General features: G+C 61.4%; 14 protein-coding genes. 10 read left to right on the top strand and 4 right to left on the bottom strand.

What is annotated here, in order from left to right; genetic code table 11:
- Position 1: 1 nt before the first annotated feature.
- A complete protein-coding gene (locus tag HFO99_RS15750) occupies positions 2-637 on the bottom strand; it encodes an outer membrane protein (RefSeq protein WP_011651271.1) in 636 nt (211 codons plus the stop codon).
- A 365-nt stretch (positions 638-1,002) separates the two neighbouring features.
- On the opposite strand from HFO99_RS15750, the gene HFO99_RS15745 reads away from it, so the two are divergent.
- The 5 genes from HFO99_RS15745 (at position 1,003) to HFO99_RS15725 (ending at position 5,566) form a co-directional block, all read left to right on the top strand.
- A complete protein-coding gene (locus tag HFO99_RS15745) occupies positions 1,003-1,770 on the top strand; it encodes an SDR family oxidoreductase (protein WP_027665275.1) in 768 nt (255 codons plus the stop codon).
- A complete protein-coding gene (gene uvrC / locus HFO99_RS15740; RefSeq protein ID WP_222362193.1) occupies positions 1,767-3,809 on the top strand; it encodes an excinuclease ABC subunit UvrC in 2,043 nt (680 codons plus the stop codon). The genes HFO99_RS15745 and uvrC overlap by 4 nt, the downstream gene beginning before the upstream one ends.
- A 192-nt stretch (positions 3,810-4,001) precedes the next feature.
- The gene (gene pgsA, locus HFO99_RS15735) at positions 4,002-4,592 is read left to right on the top strand and encodes a CDP-diacylglycerol--glycerol-3-phosphate 3-phosphatidyltransferase (protein WP_064251452.1); all 591 of its coding nucleotides are present in this window, start codon (positions 4,002-4,004) and stop codon (positions 4,590-4,592) included.
- Positions 4,589-4,843 carry a molybdopterin converting factor subunit 1 gene (moaD, locus tag HFO99_RS15730; RefSeq protein ID WP_222332948.1) on the top strand — a complete coding sequence of 85 codons (255 nt, stop codon included), beginning with the start codon at positions 4,589-4,591 and terminating at the stop codon, positions 4,841-4,843. The genes pgsA and moaD overlap by 4 nt, the downstream gene beginning before the upstream one ends.
- A gap of 261 nt (positions 4,844-5,104) precedes the next feature.
- On the top strand, positions 5,105-5,566 hold the full coding sequence (locus HFO99_RS15725; protein WP_222332947.1) for a molybdenum cofactor biosynthesis protein MoaE: 462 nt from the start codon (positions 5,105-5,107) through the stop codon (positions 5,564-5,566).
- Position 5,567: 1 nt separating this feature from the next.
- Here the strand turns inward: HFO99_RS15725 and HFO99_RS15720 are convergent, their stop codons facing one another.
- On the bottom strand, positions 5,568-6,464 hold the full coding sequence (locus HFO99_RS15720) for a branched-chain amino acid ABC transporter permease (RefSeq protein ID WP_222362191.1): 897 nt from the start codon (positions 6,462-6,464) through the stop codon (positions 5,568-5,570).
- A 65-nt stretch (positions 6,465-6,529) separates the two neighbouring features.
- Here HFO99_RS15720 and HFO99_RS15715 point away from each other — a divergent pair, with 65 nt between their 5' ends.
- Together HFO99_RS15715 and HFO99_RS15710 are read left to right on the top strand one after the other, a co-directional pair.
- Complete coding sequence (locus HFO99_RS15715) at positions 6,530-7,075, top strand: CGNR zinc finger domain-containing protein (RefSeq protein ID WP_221992971.1); 546 nt, start codon at positions 6,530-6,532, stop codon at positions 7,073-7,075.
- Positions 7,072-7,575, top strand: coding sequence for a hypothetical protein (locus HFO99_RS15710; protein ID WP_207155850.1), 504 nt, complete (start codon positions 7,072-7,074; stop codon positions 7,573-7,575). Before HFO99_RS15715 ends, HFO99_RS15710 begins: the two co-directional genes overlap by 4 nt.
- Before the next feature lie 72 nt (positions 7,576-7,647).
- Here the strand turns inward: HFO99_RS15710 and ndk are convergent, their stop codons facing one another.
- Together ndk and HFO99_RS15700 are read right to left on the bottom strand one after the other, a co-directional pair.
- The gene (gene ndk / locus HFO99_RS15705) at positions 7,648-8,070 is read right to left on the bottom strand and encodes a nucleoside-diphosphate kinase (RefSeq protein WP_004680549.1); all 423 of its coding nucleotides are present in this window, start codon (positions 8,068-8,070) and stop codon (positions 7,648-7,650) included.
- 81 nt (positions 8,071-8,151) lie between these two features.
- On the bottom strand, positions 8,152-8,841 hold the full coding sequence (locus HFO99_RS15700) for a glutathione S-transferase family protein (RefSeq protein WP_221955642.1): 690 nt from the start codon (positions 8,839-8,841) through the stop codon (positions 8,152-8,154).
- A 139-nt stretch (positions 8,842-8,980) separates the two neighbouring features.
- On the opposite strand from HFO99_RS15700, the gene HFO99_RS15695 reads away from it, so the two are divergent.
- From HFO99_RS15695 to HFO99_RS15685, 3 genes are all read left to right on the top strand, one after another.
- The gene (locus tag HFO99_RS15695) at positions 8,981-9,490 is read left to right on the top strand and encodes a DinB family protein (RefSeq protein WP_222024215.1); all 510 of its coding nucleotides are present in this window, start codon (positions 8,981-8,983) and stop codon (positions 9,488-9,490) included.
- A 141-nt stretch (positions 9,491-9,631) separates the two neighbouring features.
- Positions 9,632-10,681: a GGDEF domain-containing protein gene (locus HFO99_RS15690; protein WP_222362189.1), complete on the top strand. Its 1,050-nt coding sequence runs from the start codon at positions 9,632-9,634 to the stop codon at positions 10,679-10,681.
- Between the two features lie 154 nt (positions 10,682-10,835).
- Entirely contained in the window at positions 10,836-12,719 is a 1,884-nt protein-coding gene (locus HFO99_RS15685) for an ABC-F family ATP-binding cassette domain-containing protein (protein WP_222332939.1), read from the top strand.
- Positions 12,720-12,816 lie beyond the last annotated feature (97 nt).

Genomic DNA, 12,816 nt, shown 5'->3' with positions numbered 1-12,816 from the left:
CTTAGAACTTGACGCCGATACCGAGCTTGACGCTGTTCTCGTCGTAACCGCGCGAGAAGCTGCCGGAGTCGAGGTCGTAGTCCTTGCTCTGATAGTCGGTGTAGCGATATTCGAGGCGCGTCGTGATGTTGTTGGTCACGAAGGCTTCGACGCCGGCGCCGACCGTATAGCCGAAGTTCGTCTTGCTTTCGTCCGAAGTGTCGTCGGAAACCTTGACGTCGCCGATGGCAAGACCGGCCGTGCCGTAGAGCAGGAAGGGGTTCATGTCGTAGCCGACGCGGCCACGGACGGAGCCGTTCCAGCCATACTTGTTCTTGACGCCGCCCGAGGAGACGTCGTCGCCGCTGTAGCCGAGATCGGATTCAACGCCGTAAACGATCTGGCCCTGCTGCCAGTTGTAGCCAGTGAAGACCTGGCCGCCGAAACCGTAGGTGTGGCGGTCGGAACCGAAGTCACCCATGTTATAGGTGCCGGCACCGCCGAGGTAGAAACCTTCCCAGTTGCCGGCCGGCTTGACCGGAGCTTCCTGGGCGACCGGTGCTTCCGGAACCTGGTCGACGGCATCGGCCGCCTGAGCTGCCGAGACGCCCGCAATTGCAAAAACGGAGGCCATGAGGCCAGCAATGAGTACACGCATACTTAGTCTCCTTTCAGTCCCGCGCCGCTTGTCAACTGTCTATCAGTGAAGCATTGGCGGGATATTGCCAGATGTCCCTTCCGGATCGAGACTGAAATTGGAACTGAAATGCGGATTTGAAAGAGCCAAATTGTGATATCATTGTGGCTGCCGGATGGCTGAAATTCGATGTTGCTTTGGCGCAACATACACTTCATTAACCCTACTGAAGTGTTAAACTGAAAATACTTATTTTAAGAAGTTGCATTCTTAAATAATACATAGAATATCCCCCTCCCCGACGCAACCGCAACGACCTATTTATATAATCTCCGTCGGCCCCTATATAGTCTGCTGACAGACTCGCGGGATCAGAAGGCACGATTTTGAACCACAAAAGACTTCGCTCGGCCCTTATAACAGGGGCTGCTAAAAGAATAGGCCGGGCAATCGCCGAAGACCTTGCTGCAAATGGCTTTTCCGTTGCGATCCACGCGAACGGCTCCATCGGCGAGGCCGAAGAGCTGGTGACGGAATTGCGGCGGAAGGGACAAAGGGCGATCGCGCTGCAGGCTGACCTTAGCGATCTCGGCGAAACGGGCGCGTTGATCGCGAAGGCGTCGGAAGCGCTCGGGCCGCTCGATCTGCTCGTCAATAATGCGTCGGTCTTCCAGCATGATTCAGCGCGTAGTTTCAATGCCGCCACCTGGGCTTTGCACTTCGACCTGCATGTCCGTGCGCCCTCTATCCTTGCGGCGGCCTTCGCGCAGCAGATGCCCGCTGAGGCAGCGGGGCTGATCGTCAATATTATCGACCAGAGGGTTTGGGCCCTGAGGCCCAGCTTCTATTCCTATACCCTCTCCAAATCCGCGCTGTGGACGGCGACGCAGACGCTTGCACAAGCATTGGCGCCACGCATCCGCGTCAATGCCATCGGCCCCGGCCCCTCAATGCCGAGCGAGCGGCAGGCGATGGAGGACTTCCAAGCGCAGGTCTCAGCCCTTATCTTGCAGCGAGGGCCGGCGCTGGAGGAATTCGGACAAACGATTCGCTTCCTTTACGACACGCCCTCGATCACCGGCCAGATGATTGCCCTCGACGGCGGCCAGCACCTCGCCTGGCAGACGCCCGATGTGGCGGAGATTACGGAATGAACGGACGAAAGCTGCCGGATGGCGGCGTTCTCTACGACGAGACGGATGAGAGCGAAGATGATATCGAAGTGGAAGGCGACGTTTCCGCCGCCGTCCCGCTTGCGGCTGCGGTCGACTGGAATGCGGGCAGCCTCAACGAGACCGGGCTTATCGGCGCGGAACTGATCGGCGAATTCGTCAAGCGGCTCCCCAACAGCCCCGGCGTCTACCGCATGTTCAACGCCGAGGGTGACGTGCTCTATGTCGGCAAGGCGCGCAGCCTGAAGAAGCGCGTCAACAATTACGCCGTCGGCCGCGTGCATTCCAACCGCATCGCCCAGATGGTGCGCCAGACGGCCAACATGGAATTCGTGACGACGCGCACGGAAACGGAAGCGCTGCTTCTGGAAGCGAATCTGATCAAGCGCTTGCGGCCGCGCTTTAACGTGCTTTTGCGCGACGACAAGTCGTTTCCCTATATCCTCATTACCGGCGACCACCGCGCGCCGGCGATCTTCAAGCATCGTGGTGCGAGAGCGCGAAAGGGCGACTATTTCGGGCCTTTCGCTTCGGCCGGCGCGGTCGGGCGGACGATCAACTCGCTGCAGCGCGCCTTCCTGATCCGCACCTGCACCGACAGCGTCTTCGAAACGCGCACGCGGCCCTGCCTGCTCTACCAGATCAAGCGCTGTTCCGGGCCGTGCACGCATGAGGTCAGCGACGAGGGTTACGGCGAACTTGTGCAGGAGGCGAAGGACTTCCTGTCCGGCAAGAGCCAGAAGGTGAAGTCGCATATGGCCGAGGCCATGAACCAGGCGGCCGAAAACCTCGACTTCGAGCGGGCGGCGATCTATCGCGATCGCCTGGCAGCACTTTCGCATGTGCAGAGCCACCAGGGCATCAATCCGGCCGGCGTCGAGGAGGCTGACGTTTTCGCCATCCACCATGAGGGCGGCATCTCCTGCATCCAGGTGTTCTTCTTCCGCACCGGCCAGAACTGGGGCAACCGCGCCTATTTCCCGAAGGCCGATCCGCAGCTTTCCGGCGCCGAAGTGCTGAATTCCTTCCTCGCACAGTTCTACGACGATAAGCCGGTGCCGAAGCAGATCATGCTGTCGCAGACGGTCGAGGAGCTGGAACTGCTCGCCGCAGCACTCAGCGAAAAGGCCGGCCACAAGGTTTCCATCCTCGTGCCGCAGCGCGGCGAGAAGCGCGACCTGGTCGACCATGTCGTCGGCAATGCGCGCGAGGCGCATGGGCGAAAGCTCGCCGAGACGGCGTCGCAGTCGCGGCTGCTCGAAGGTTTCAAGGAAACGTTCGGGCTTGCCTATGCACCGCAACGTATCGAGATCTACGACAACTCGCATATCATGGGCACCAATGCCGTCGGCGGCATGGTGGTCGCGGGGCCGGAAGGCTTCGTCAAGAACCAGTACCGCAAGTTCAACATCAAATCGACCGACATTACGCCCGGCGACGACTTCGGCATGATGAAGGAGGTGATGACGCGGCGCTTCTCGCGGCTGATCAAGGAGGAAGGCATTCCGGACCGGACGGCGCGGACAGCCGCTGCCGACGCCGCCGACATGCCGTTCCCGACCTGGCCCGACGTGATCCTCATCGACGGCGGCCAGGGCCAGATGACGGCGGTGCGCGCCATCCTTACCGAACTCGGCATCACCGACAGCGTGACGGCGATCGGCATCGCCAAGGGTGTCGACCGCGAGGCCGGGCGCGAGCGCTTCTTCCCGCCGGGGCGCGAGAGCTTCACGCTGCCGCCGCGCGATCCGGTGCTCTACTTCGTCCAGCGCATGCGCGACGAGGCGCATCGTTTCGCGATCGGCTCCCACCGGGCGCGGCGCAAGAAGGAAATGATCAAGAACCCGCTCGACGAGATCGGCGGCATCGGCCCATCGCGCAAACGCGCGCTGCTCCAGCATTTCGGCACGGCAAAGGCGGTTTCGCGCGCCGCCCTGTCCGATCTGATGGCGGTGGAAGGCATATCGGAAGCCGTCGCCAAGCAGGTCTATAACCATTTCCACGACGACGCCGCGAAATAACCGGCGTCCGTCGCAAATTCCACGCAAAGGCGGTGAAAAGACAGAAAGAATGTTGACGGTCCGCGGCCAAAGCCGTCATCTACCGCAACGGCCCGAGCACGATGCGGAGGTCCTAAAGTGTTACAGCATCCTTGGCGCGTCTGAAAAGCCGCGCACCGCTGTAGCGGCGCATCAATTCAGAGAACCGATCCCATGGCATCGCGTGCGTACAGCATTCCCAATCTTCTGACTTACGGTCGTATCCTCGCCGTACCGCTGATCGTTCTCTGCTTCTTCATCGAGGGCAGGCTGTCGATCAGCAACACGGCACGCTGGGTGGCGCTGTGGATCTTCGTCATCGCCTCGCTCACCGATTTCCTCGATGGCTATCTCGCGCGCATCTGGAACCAGACGTCGAATATCGGCCGCATGCTCGACCCGATCGCCGACAAGCTGCTGGTCGCTTCGATTCTTCTCCTGGTCGCGGCCGATCAGACGATCGCCGGCTGGTCGATCTGGGCGGCGATCACCATTCTTTGCCGCGAGATCCTGGTTTCGGGACTGCGCGAATATCTGGCGGCGCTGAAGGTCAGCGTACCGGTCACGCGGATCGCCAAGTGGAAGACGACGCTGCAGCTCGTCGCCATCGCCTTCCTGCTCGCCGGCCCGGCCGGCGACGAGATTTTCCCCTATACGACGCAGTCCGGAATCGCGCTGCTGTGGATCGCCGCGCTGCTGACCATCTATACCGGCTATGATTATTTTCGCGCCGGGCTGAAACATATCGTGGATGACGAAGAATGACGAAGCTTGTCTATTTCGCATGGGTGCGCGAGCGCATCGGCAAAGGCGAAGAGGAGATCGACCTCCCCTCCTCCGTCGTCACCGTCGCCGATCTGTTGAATCATTTGAAGACGCTGGGCGAAGAATATGAGATCGCACTTCAATATCCCGACGTGATCCGCGTGGCGCTCGACATGGAGCATGTCGAGCATGACGAGCCGATATCGGGTGCGCGGGAGATCGGGATATTTCCGCCGATGACGGGGGGGTGAGACCGTGATGGTGGTGCCGTATCGCTACCCCCCTCTGCCCTGCCGGGCATCTCCCCCACAAGGAGGGAGATTGGCTGGGAGCACCGGCTTCCCCAAGCAATCAACGTCGCAGCCTGGCAAAACTGTAGATGGGCACGATGGTCAAGCCACCCGTAATCTCCCTCCTTGTGGGGGAGATGCCCGGCAGGGCAGAGGGGGGGTGGCACGGCACGCCCTCACTATAGCCTCCGCTAAGACCTCAAAGCAGTTGGGGATGTTATCATGACCATCACCCCCACCATCCGCGTCCAGCGCGAAGACTTCGACCTGCAAGCCGAGGTCGATCGCCTCTCCAAAGGCAAACCCGGCATCGGCGCCGTCGTCACCTTTTCCGGCCTCTGCCGCGATGAAGACGGGACGCTGGCTGCACTCGAACTCGAGCATTATCCCGGCATGGCCGAAGCGGAGATGCGGCGCATCGGCGATCTTGCCATCGAGCGTTTCGGACTTCTCGGCCTCACCGCCATCCACCGTTACGGAAAGATCGCCGCCGGCGAGAATATCGTGCTCGTCGTCGCAGCCGCACCGCACCGGCAGGCGGCGTTCGACGGCGCCAATTTCGTCATGGATTTCCTGAAAACGGCAGCCCCCTTCTGGAAGAAGGAGCACGCCAGGGATGGCGCCACCGGCGACTGGGTCGCGGCAAAAGACGCTGACGACACGGCGCGCGACAAGTGGAAATAAGTTAGAGAACCACACGCTCCCTGCGGCTCATCACCAAGAGCAGGACGAGCAGCGAGAAGATGACGAGATCCCGCCAGACGAAGGGGCCGTAGGCGCCCCACATAGTTTCGGCGACGGCGAGCCCGGCAGCGCCGCCTGCCGAGCGCAGCGGATCGGAATGGCCGCCGACAGCCGCGATCAGCAGCACCTTCAGCCCGAACATCAGGCCAGCGCCGAAATCCATCGAACCGTAGTAGAAGGTCGCGAGGATGCCGCAGATCGTGGCGACGAGAGCTGCGGTCCCATAGGCGATGAGAAAGACGCGATTGGCGCTGGTGCCGCAGAGTTCGGCGGCCAGTGGGTCATCGGTGACGGCGCGCCAGACGCGACCCCAGGCCGTGCGCCTGAGGATCAGCGTGCCCACCGCGACGATGACGCACATCAGTGCGGTGTCGATCAACTGGATATGGGTGAGCGTCACCTTGAAGGGGCCGTCGCTCCAGAAGACGACCGTTTCGTTCAGGAACGGCGGCAGCCAGATGGCGCGGGTATTGGCGGCGAGCCGGGCGGTCTCCATCAGCACGATCATGATGCCGAGCGCAGCGACGATGACCGTATTCGGCGATCTGCTGACCAGCGGCAGCATGATCGAGCGGCCGATCCATAGGCCCGCCGCCAGCGAATAGACAATGGAAGCGCAGGCGCCGACGGCAAGGGCGGCCGGCAGCACCAGCCAGAAGCGGTTGAAGGCGAGTTCGGTGAAGAGTAGCAGGATCTGCCCCGCGAAGGCAAAGATCGCCCCATAGGTGATATCGGCCCGCTTCGTCACGCCGAAGGCGACGGCATAACCGAAGGCAAGCGCGGCATAGAGGGCGGCCAGCGGAACCGCATTCGCCAGCTGCTGCAGAAGATAGGCCATTCAAAACACTCCGCGTCACCGAAATTATAACTGGTAAAACCTATTTCACCAGTTATAATTTCACCATGAGCTTTTCCTGGACCCCTCACCGCTTTGCCGGCGGCGCGCTGGCGCTTGATGTCGTCAACAGCGTCGTTCTGCGCCACGATGCAACGCGGCGGATCGACCGCTTCGCGGTCAGGGACCAGATGCGGAGCTTTCCGCGCGCCGCCGCCGAATTCTGCGCCGAGCGCACCCTCTTCGGCGACATCGCGCCGGTGGCGGCGGAAAACGAAGCGGATTTCATCGCGCTGCGGGAAACAATCGACCTCTATTTCCGCGAGCGTATACTGAATGGAGGCGGCGACCAATTGCTGGCCCGGTTACTGGAAGCGCTGGCGAAGACATTGCGCGACGCAGGCCCCGACAGCCTGGCCGCGGCGACCGCCCATTCGGTCCTGCGGCTGATCGCCATGCCTGATCCCCGGCGCATGAAGATCTGCGGCAATTGCGGCTGGCTGTTCATCGACCGTAGCAAGAACAGGAGCCGGGCCTGGTGCGACATGGCGGTCTGCGGCAACCGCGCCAAGGCGAACCGTCACTATCGCCGCAAGAAGGAGGAGACGCCATGAGAAACTATTGGATCGTGATAGCGGCGGCGGCCGGGCTGATGCTGTCAGCCTGCCAGCGCCAGGCTGAAAACCTGGTCGAGGTCACCGGCCATCTCTTCGTCTTCAACTATCGGGTGGCGAGCGCCACCTATCTGCTGACGCTGAAGAAGACGGGGCCTATTCCCGACGGTTCGGTCATCATCGCCGAATTCGAAAATCCGCAAGGTGGCGATCCGCTGGTGCTGAACCAGAAGATCTACCCGATCGACGACAAGATCGCGCTGCAGAGCGAAAATCTGCATTGCGTGCGCAAGGACCGTCCCTATTCCGTCAGCGTCCGGCTGGTCGACAAGGACGGCAAGGTGTTGCAGGAATTGAAGACGCAGTTCCGGTCCGACCTCGACCAGACCGTCCTGCCGAGCAAGCCGCTCGTGGTCGGTGCGTTTTATGACAAGAACCCGGAGGTCTTCAAGCCTGACGGCAGCGTCGATTTCTCGAATACGGACAAATGTCCGGCATAGAAAAAGCCGGAGCGTGGCCCCGGCTTTCGAGAGTCAATTCAAGGCGTTGCCAGCGAATGCCGAAGCGTGGCCTCAGCCGACGATTTCGGTATCGGAGAACCAGTACTTGATTTCCTGGGCAGCCGTCTCCGGAGCATCCGAGCCGTGAACGGAATTTTCGCCGATCGACAGAGCGTGAACCTTGCGGATCGTGCCTTCGTCAGCGTTTGCCGGGTTGGTCGCGCCCATGATCTCGCGGTTCTTGAGGATCGCGCCTTCGCCTTCCAGCACCTGAACGACGGTCGGGCCGGAGGTCATGCCTTCGACCAGTTCGCCGAAGAAGGGACGATCCTTGTGAACGGCGTAGAAGCCTTCGGCTTCGCGACGGCTCATCCAGACGCGCTTGGAAGCGACGACACGCAGGCCGGCATCTTCGAGCATCTTGGTGATGGCGCCCGTCAGGTTGCGCTTGGTTGCGTCCGGCTTGATCATCGAGAAGGTGCGTTCAATCGCCATAGTCAAATCCTCTGTTTTCTCGGGAAAAGTGGGCGGTCTTTACCCGCCCCAACGCCCGAAAACAAGAGGTAGGCGGCAATTTCACGCCGCTGTCACAGTCCTGCCGCGGCTTTCGTGAAGATCGAGGCAGCGTTCGAACCAGGCCATGACGGGATCATTGGCGGCCAGCATGGCGAGACCGGCGGACACACGCAGCCATTGCAGCGCGCCGAAGACGATATAGTCGGCAAAGAGCGGTGTCTGCCCGCCGATGAAGGGCTGGAACTTCAGCATGTGCCGGAGCGGCTTCAGCTTGGCGCCGAAGGTGGCTTTCTCCGCCTCGCTGTCGGCGGCAACTACTTCCAACGGCTTGCCAAGCCGAGCCTCCCGGCTTTCGCGGAAATAAGCCTTGTCTGCCTCGTCGAGGTTCGCATGAATGTCGAGAAGGGCGATGCGCATGATCGCCGGATGGATGACCATCTGCGAATAACCTTCCACCATGCGCGACAGCGCCTTGCCGCCTTCGCCGCTAAACAGCAACGGCCGCTCGGGATAGGCCTCTTCCAGATAGAGGGCGATGTCGAAACTGTCGGAGATCATCCGGCCATTATCGTCAAGAACGGGCACTATCGACGAAACGCCGCCGCCGATCGCGCGGATGCGAGCATAGGTCGTCGGAATCTCCTCGAAATCGAGCCCCTTATGCGCCAGCGCCATCACCGCCTTCCAGCAATGGGGCGAAAAGAAGCGCCGCTCGTCTGCGCCGCAGAGGGAATAGAGGGCTCTGGTCATAACGGTCCTTTCGAAATCGCAGCTCCATCCATTCCACGACAGAAAGCGGCTGCGATCAAATCAGGAAATTTCATGGGCGCATCACTGCAATTTCCGGGAAAACGGGCTAGACTGCCGCGACCAATCCGGGAGGGACGGAATGCTCAGACATTACAGGATGTTCGCCGCCTATAACCGCTGGGCCAACACGCAAGTTTATGCGGCTGCGGCCGAACTCAGCGACGATGAATTCCGCAGCGACCGCGGCGCCTTCTTCGGCTCGCTGCATCGCACGCTCAATCATCTGATCGTCGCAGATCGGATATGGATGAAGCGCTTCACCGGCACCGGCGAAGCGCCAGCGACACTCGATGCCGTGCTCTTCGAAGATCTGGATGCGCTTGCCGCCGCACGCAAAATCGAGGACGAGCGTATCATTGCCTGGATGGACACGCTCGACGAGGCAGCGCTCGCCGCCGACTTCACCTATGTGCCGGTGACGCAGCCGATCAAAATCACCCAGCCGCTGGCGCCGGCGCTTGCGCATCTCTTCAATCACCAGACCCATCACCGCGGCCAGTGCCATATGACGCTGACGGCGCTCAACAAGCCGAGCCTTAGTTTGGACCTCATCTACTTTCTGCGGGTTGAGGGCCGCGAATGGACGTGAGGCCTTCGCCATCAAGGCCGCGTTAACCGCCTTTACCGGTTCCGCCCGCGAATCCAGGACTTCCGGTTGAAATTCAGCCTCTCTTAAAAACTTGCGGGCATAGCGGATGTGAGAGATGAGGCCGGGTCGCGAGGGATCGTCATGCAGAATGCAAGCGCAAACGCATTGGTGCCGCGCGAGGCCGCGCGCGCCGCGCCGATGGCGGATATTCAGAAGATCGCCCAGCACATGGCGCGCCTCAACGTCGCCGCGCTGCCGCGCAATTACGAGCTCTTTCACGAGGCGATCGTCGGGCTCAATGCCGGCCTTGCGCAGGATATCGCTGCACTTGGGCCGCAGCCGCAGCAGCCGATGCTCGACGAACTCGGCCTGAAATATCGCCTCGTCGGCCATTGCGGGTTGGCAGGCGAGACATCACGGAACGAGGCGAGCCGGATGCTGCGCGACGTGGCGGAAAGGCTTGCCGAAGGGCTGAAGCACAAAAGCGCCTTTGCGCGCGCCTGCGGCACGATCCTGAAATCCGTGTCCGGCCATGACGATCAAAGCCTTGCCGCCTTCCTCAGCGAGATCGACTACCTCACTGCCTCGCTTTCGACCGTTCTTGCAGCCGAGATGGACATCGGCGCGAAGCTGCAGGACGATATCAAGACGCTGGAAACGCTGGAGCGCGGCATTTCGGCGATGCAATCGGCCGCGATCGCCGACAGGATCACCGGACTTCCGAACCGCATCGCGCTGAACCGGACGATCGCCGATCTCTACAAGCGCGACGAAGGTGCGGCCGGCAGCGCGCTGCTCATGGTCGATATCGACAATTTCACCGATCTCAACGACAAATACGGCACCCAGGCCGGCAACAAACTCCTGAAGAAGCTCGCCGGCCTGTTCAGCAAGTCGGTCAAGAAAAACGATTTCGTCGCCCGCACAGAGGCTGACGAATTCGCCTTGTTGTTTTCCAATGTCGGCATGCAGGATGCGATGACGATTGCCGAGCGCCTGCGCGCCTCCGTCGAAGACAATCTAGTCTTTGCGACATCCGACAACGCCGATCCCGGCCGGCTCACCATCTCGATCGGCGTGGCGCTCAGCACCGATGCGGCGACACCAGGACAATTGCAGGCCAATGCCCGCGTGGCGCTTCTCGCCGCGCAGTCGAACCCCCGGCTGCCGGTGCAGGCTTTCGGCCGCTGAGGCGGCGGACACGTGTTCTTGTCGTGGGATAGGCAAGCTTGGGGCGGACAAGCGAGCTTGGCGCGGGGATAAGCAAGCTTGTCAGCGCACAAGCAAGCTTGGCGCGGGATAAGCGCTCTTGCCTTGGCGAGCGCTTTCGGCCAAAACGCCGGCCATGATCACGCTCACCGATATTTCCGCCCGCATCGCCGGGCGCCTGCTTCTCGACAATGCCAGCATTTCGCTGCCTTCGGGCACGAAGGCAGGGCTCGTCGGGCGCAACGGCGCCGGCAAGTCCACGCTTTTTCGCGTCATCACCGGCGATCTCGGCTCGGAGAGCGGAACGGTGTCGATCCCGAAGGCCGCACGCATCGGCCAGGTGGCGCAGGAAGCGCCGGCGACCGAAGACGCGCTGATCGAGATCGTGCTTGCCGCGGACAAGGAACGCACCGCCCTCGTGGCCGAGGCGGAAACAGCAACCGATCCGCACCGCATCGCCGAAATCCAGATGCGCCTCGTCGATATCGACGCCCATTCGGCCGAAGCGCGTGCGGCGAGCATTCTTGCCGGCCTCGGCTTCGACAAAGAGGCGCAGGCCCGCCCCGCCTCCTCCTTCTCCGGCGGCTGGCGCATGCGCGTCGCCCTTGCCGCCGTGCTGTTTTCCGAGCCGGATCTGCTTCTGCTCGACGAGCCGACCAATTATCTCGACCTCGAAGGCACCCTGTGGCTCGAAGATTATGTCAGGCGCTATCCACACACCGTCATCATCATCAGCCATGATCGCGACCTGTTGAACAATGCGGTCAATGCGATCGTCCATCTCGACCAGAAGAAGCTCACCTTCTATCGCGGCGGATATGACCAGTTCGAGCGGCAGAAGGCGGAAGCCGACGAGTTGCAGACCAAGGCCAAGGCCAAGAACGACGCGGCGCGCAAACATCTGCAGGGTTTCATCGATCGGTTCAAGGCCAAGGCTTCCAAGGCCCGGCAGGCACAATCGCGCGTCAAGGCGCTCGAACGCATGGGAACGGTCGCCGCGGTGATCGAGGACCACGTCCAGCCGATCACTTTTCCCGAGCCGGAAAAGCAGCCGGCTTCGCCGATCGTCGCGATCCAGAGCGGCGCCGTCGGCTACGAGCCCGGCAATCCGATCCTGAAGAACCTCAATCTTCGAATCGACAATGACGACCGGATCGCCCTGCTCGGCTCGAACGGCAACGGCAAATCGACCTTCGCCAAATTCATCTCCGGACGGCTCGCGCCGGAGAGCGGTGAAGTGAAGATCGCGCCGAGCCTGAAGATCGGTTTCTTCGCCCAGCACCAGCTCGACGACCTCATCCCCGAGCAATCGCCGGTGGAGCATGTGCGCCGGCTGATGCCCGGCGCGCCGGAAGCCAAGGTACGCGCCCGCGTCGCCCAGATGGGGCTCGCGACCGAGAAAATGGCGACGGCCGCCAAGGATCTTTCCGGCGGCGAAAAAGCCCGCCTGCTGATGGGGCTTGCCGCTTTCAACGCGCCCAATCTGCTGATCCTCGACGAGCCGACCAACCACCTCGACATCGACAGCCGCCGCGCGCTGATCGAGGCGCTGAACGACTACGAAGGCGCCGTCATCCTGATCTCGCACGATCGCCATCTGATCGAGGCGACGGTCGATCGGCTGTGGCTGGTCAATGGCGGTACGGTGACGACTTTCGAAGGCGATATGGACGAGTACCGCGACCTGATCGTCACTTCCGGTAAAAAAAAAGAAGAAAAGCCGCAGCTAGTTGAAGACGCGACGTCGAAGGCCGACCAGCGCAAGCTCAATGCCGAACGTCGCGCCTCGCTGACGCCGCTCAGGAAAAAGATCAATGAAATTGAATCCTTGACGGCGAAGCTGGAGAAACAGATTCAGGCGCTTGATGCGGAACTTGCGGATCCGGCCCTTTACGAGAAGACGCCCACTAAAGCCGCCGAGAAGGCAAAACAGCGCGGCGAAGCTGCGGCGAAACTCGCTGCCGCCGAGGAAGACTGGCTGATGCTGTCGGCCGAATACGAAGAAGCGATGGCGGGATAGCCACAAGTCTTAAGGAAAGCGTGGCGAAGTGCCGCGCTACAACGCAATTTTTGCCGCTCTCAACCGATCATTAACCATAATCCGAAAGGTTGTCTCA

This window comes from Rhizobium leguminosarum (assembly GCF_019798305.1).
Taxonomy (GTDB): domain Bacteria; phylum Pseudomonadota; class Alphaproteobacteria; order Rhizobiales; family Rhizobiaceae; genus Rhizobium; species Rhizobium leguminosarum_U.
The sequence above is the reverse complement of the archived record's forward strand: the minus strand, read 5'-3'. Positions and strand labels throughout refer to the sequence as shown.

Excerpts from the sequence above, each read along its gene's own strand:
- HFO99_RS15750 (WP_011651271.1), bottom strand. The coding sequence starts at position 637 with ATGCGTGTACTCATTGCTGGCCTCATGGCCTCCGTTTTTGCAATTGCG.
- uvrC (WP_222362193.1), top strand. The coding sequence starts at position 1,767 with ATGAACGGACGAAAGCTGCCGGATGGCGGCGTTCTCTACGACGAGACG.
- pgsA (WP_064251452.1), top strand. The coding sequence starts at position 4,002 with ATGGCATCGCGTGCGTACAGCATTCCCAATCTTCTGACTTACGGTCGT.
- moaD (WP_222332948.1), top strand. The coding sequence starts at position 4,589 with ATGACGAAGCTTGTCTATTTCGCATGGGTGCGCGAGCGCATCGGCAAA.
- HFO99_RS15725 (WP_222332947.1), top strand. The coding sequence starts at position 5,105 with ATGACCATCACCCCCACCATCCGCGTCCAGCGCGAAGACTTCGACCTG.
- HFO99_RS15720 (WP_222362191.1), bottom strand. The coding sequence starts at position 6,464 with ATGGCCTATCTTCTGCAGCAGCTGGCGAATGCGGTTCCGCTGGCCGCC.
- HFO99_RS15715 (WP_221992971.1), top strand. The coding sequence starts at position 6,530 with ATGAGCTTTTCCTGGACCCCTCACCGCTTTGCCGGCGGCGCGCTGGCG.
- HFO99_RS15710 (WP_207155850.1), top strand. The coding sequence starts at position 7,072 with ATGAGAAACTATTGGATCGTGATAGCGGCGGCGGCCGGGCTGATGCTG.
- ndk (WP_004680549.1), bottom strand. The coding sequence starts at position 8,070 with ATGGCGATTGAACGCACCTTCTCGATGATCAAGCCGGACGCAACCAAG.
- HFO99_RS15700 (WP_221955642.1), bottom strand. The coding sequence starts at position 8,841 with ATGACCAGAGCCCTCTATTCCCTCTGCGGCGCAGACGAGCGGCGCTTC.
- HFO99_RS15695 (WP_222024215.1), top strand. The coding sequence starts at position 8,981 with ATGCTCAGACATTACAGGATGTTCGCCGCCTATAACCGCTGGGCCAAC.
- HFO99_RS15690 (WP_222362189.1), top strand. The coding sequence starts at position 9,632 with ATGCAGAATGCAAGCGCAAACGCATTGGTGCCGCGCGAGGCCGCGCGC.
- HFO99_RS15685 (WP_222332939.1), top strand. The coding sequence starts at position 10,836 with ATGATCACGCTCACCGATATTTCCGCCCGCATCGCCGGGCGCCTGCTT.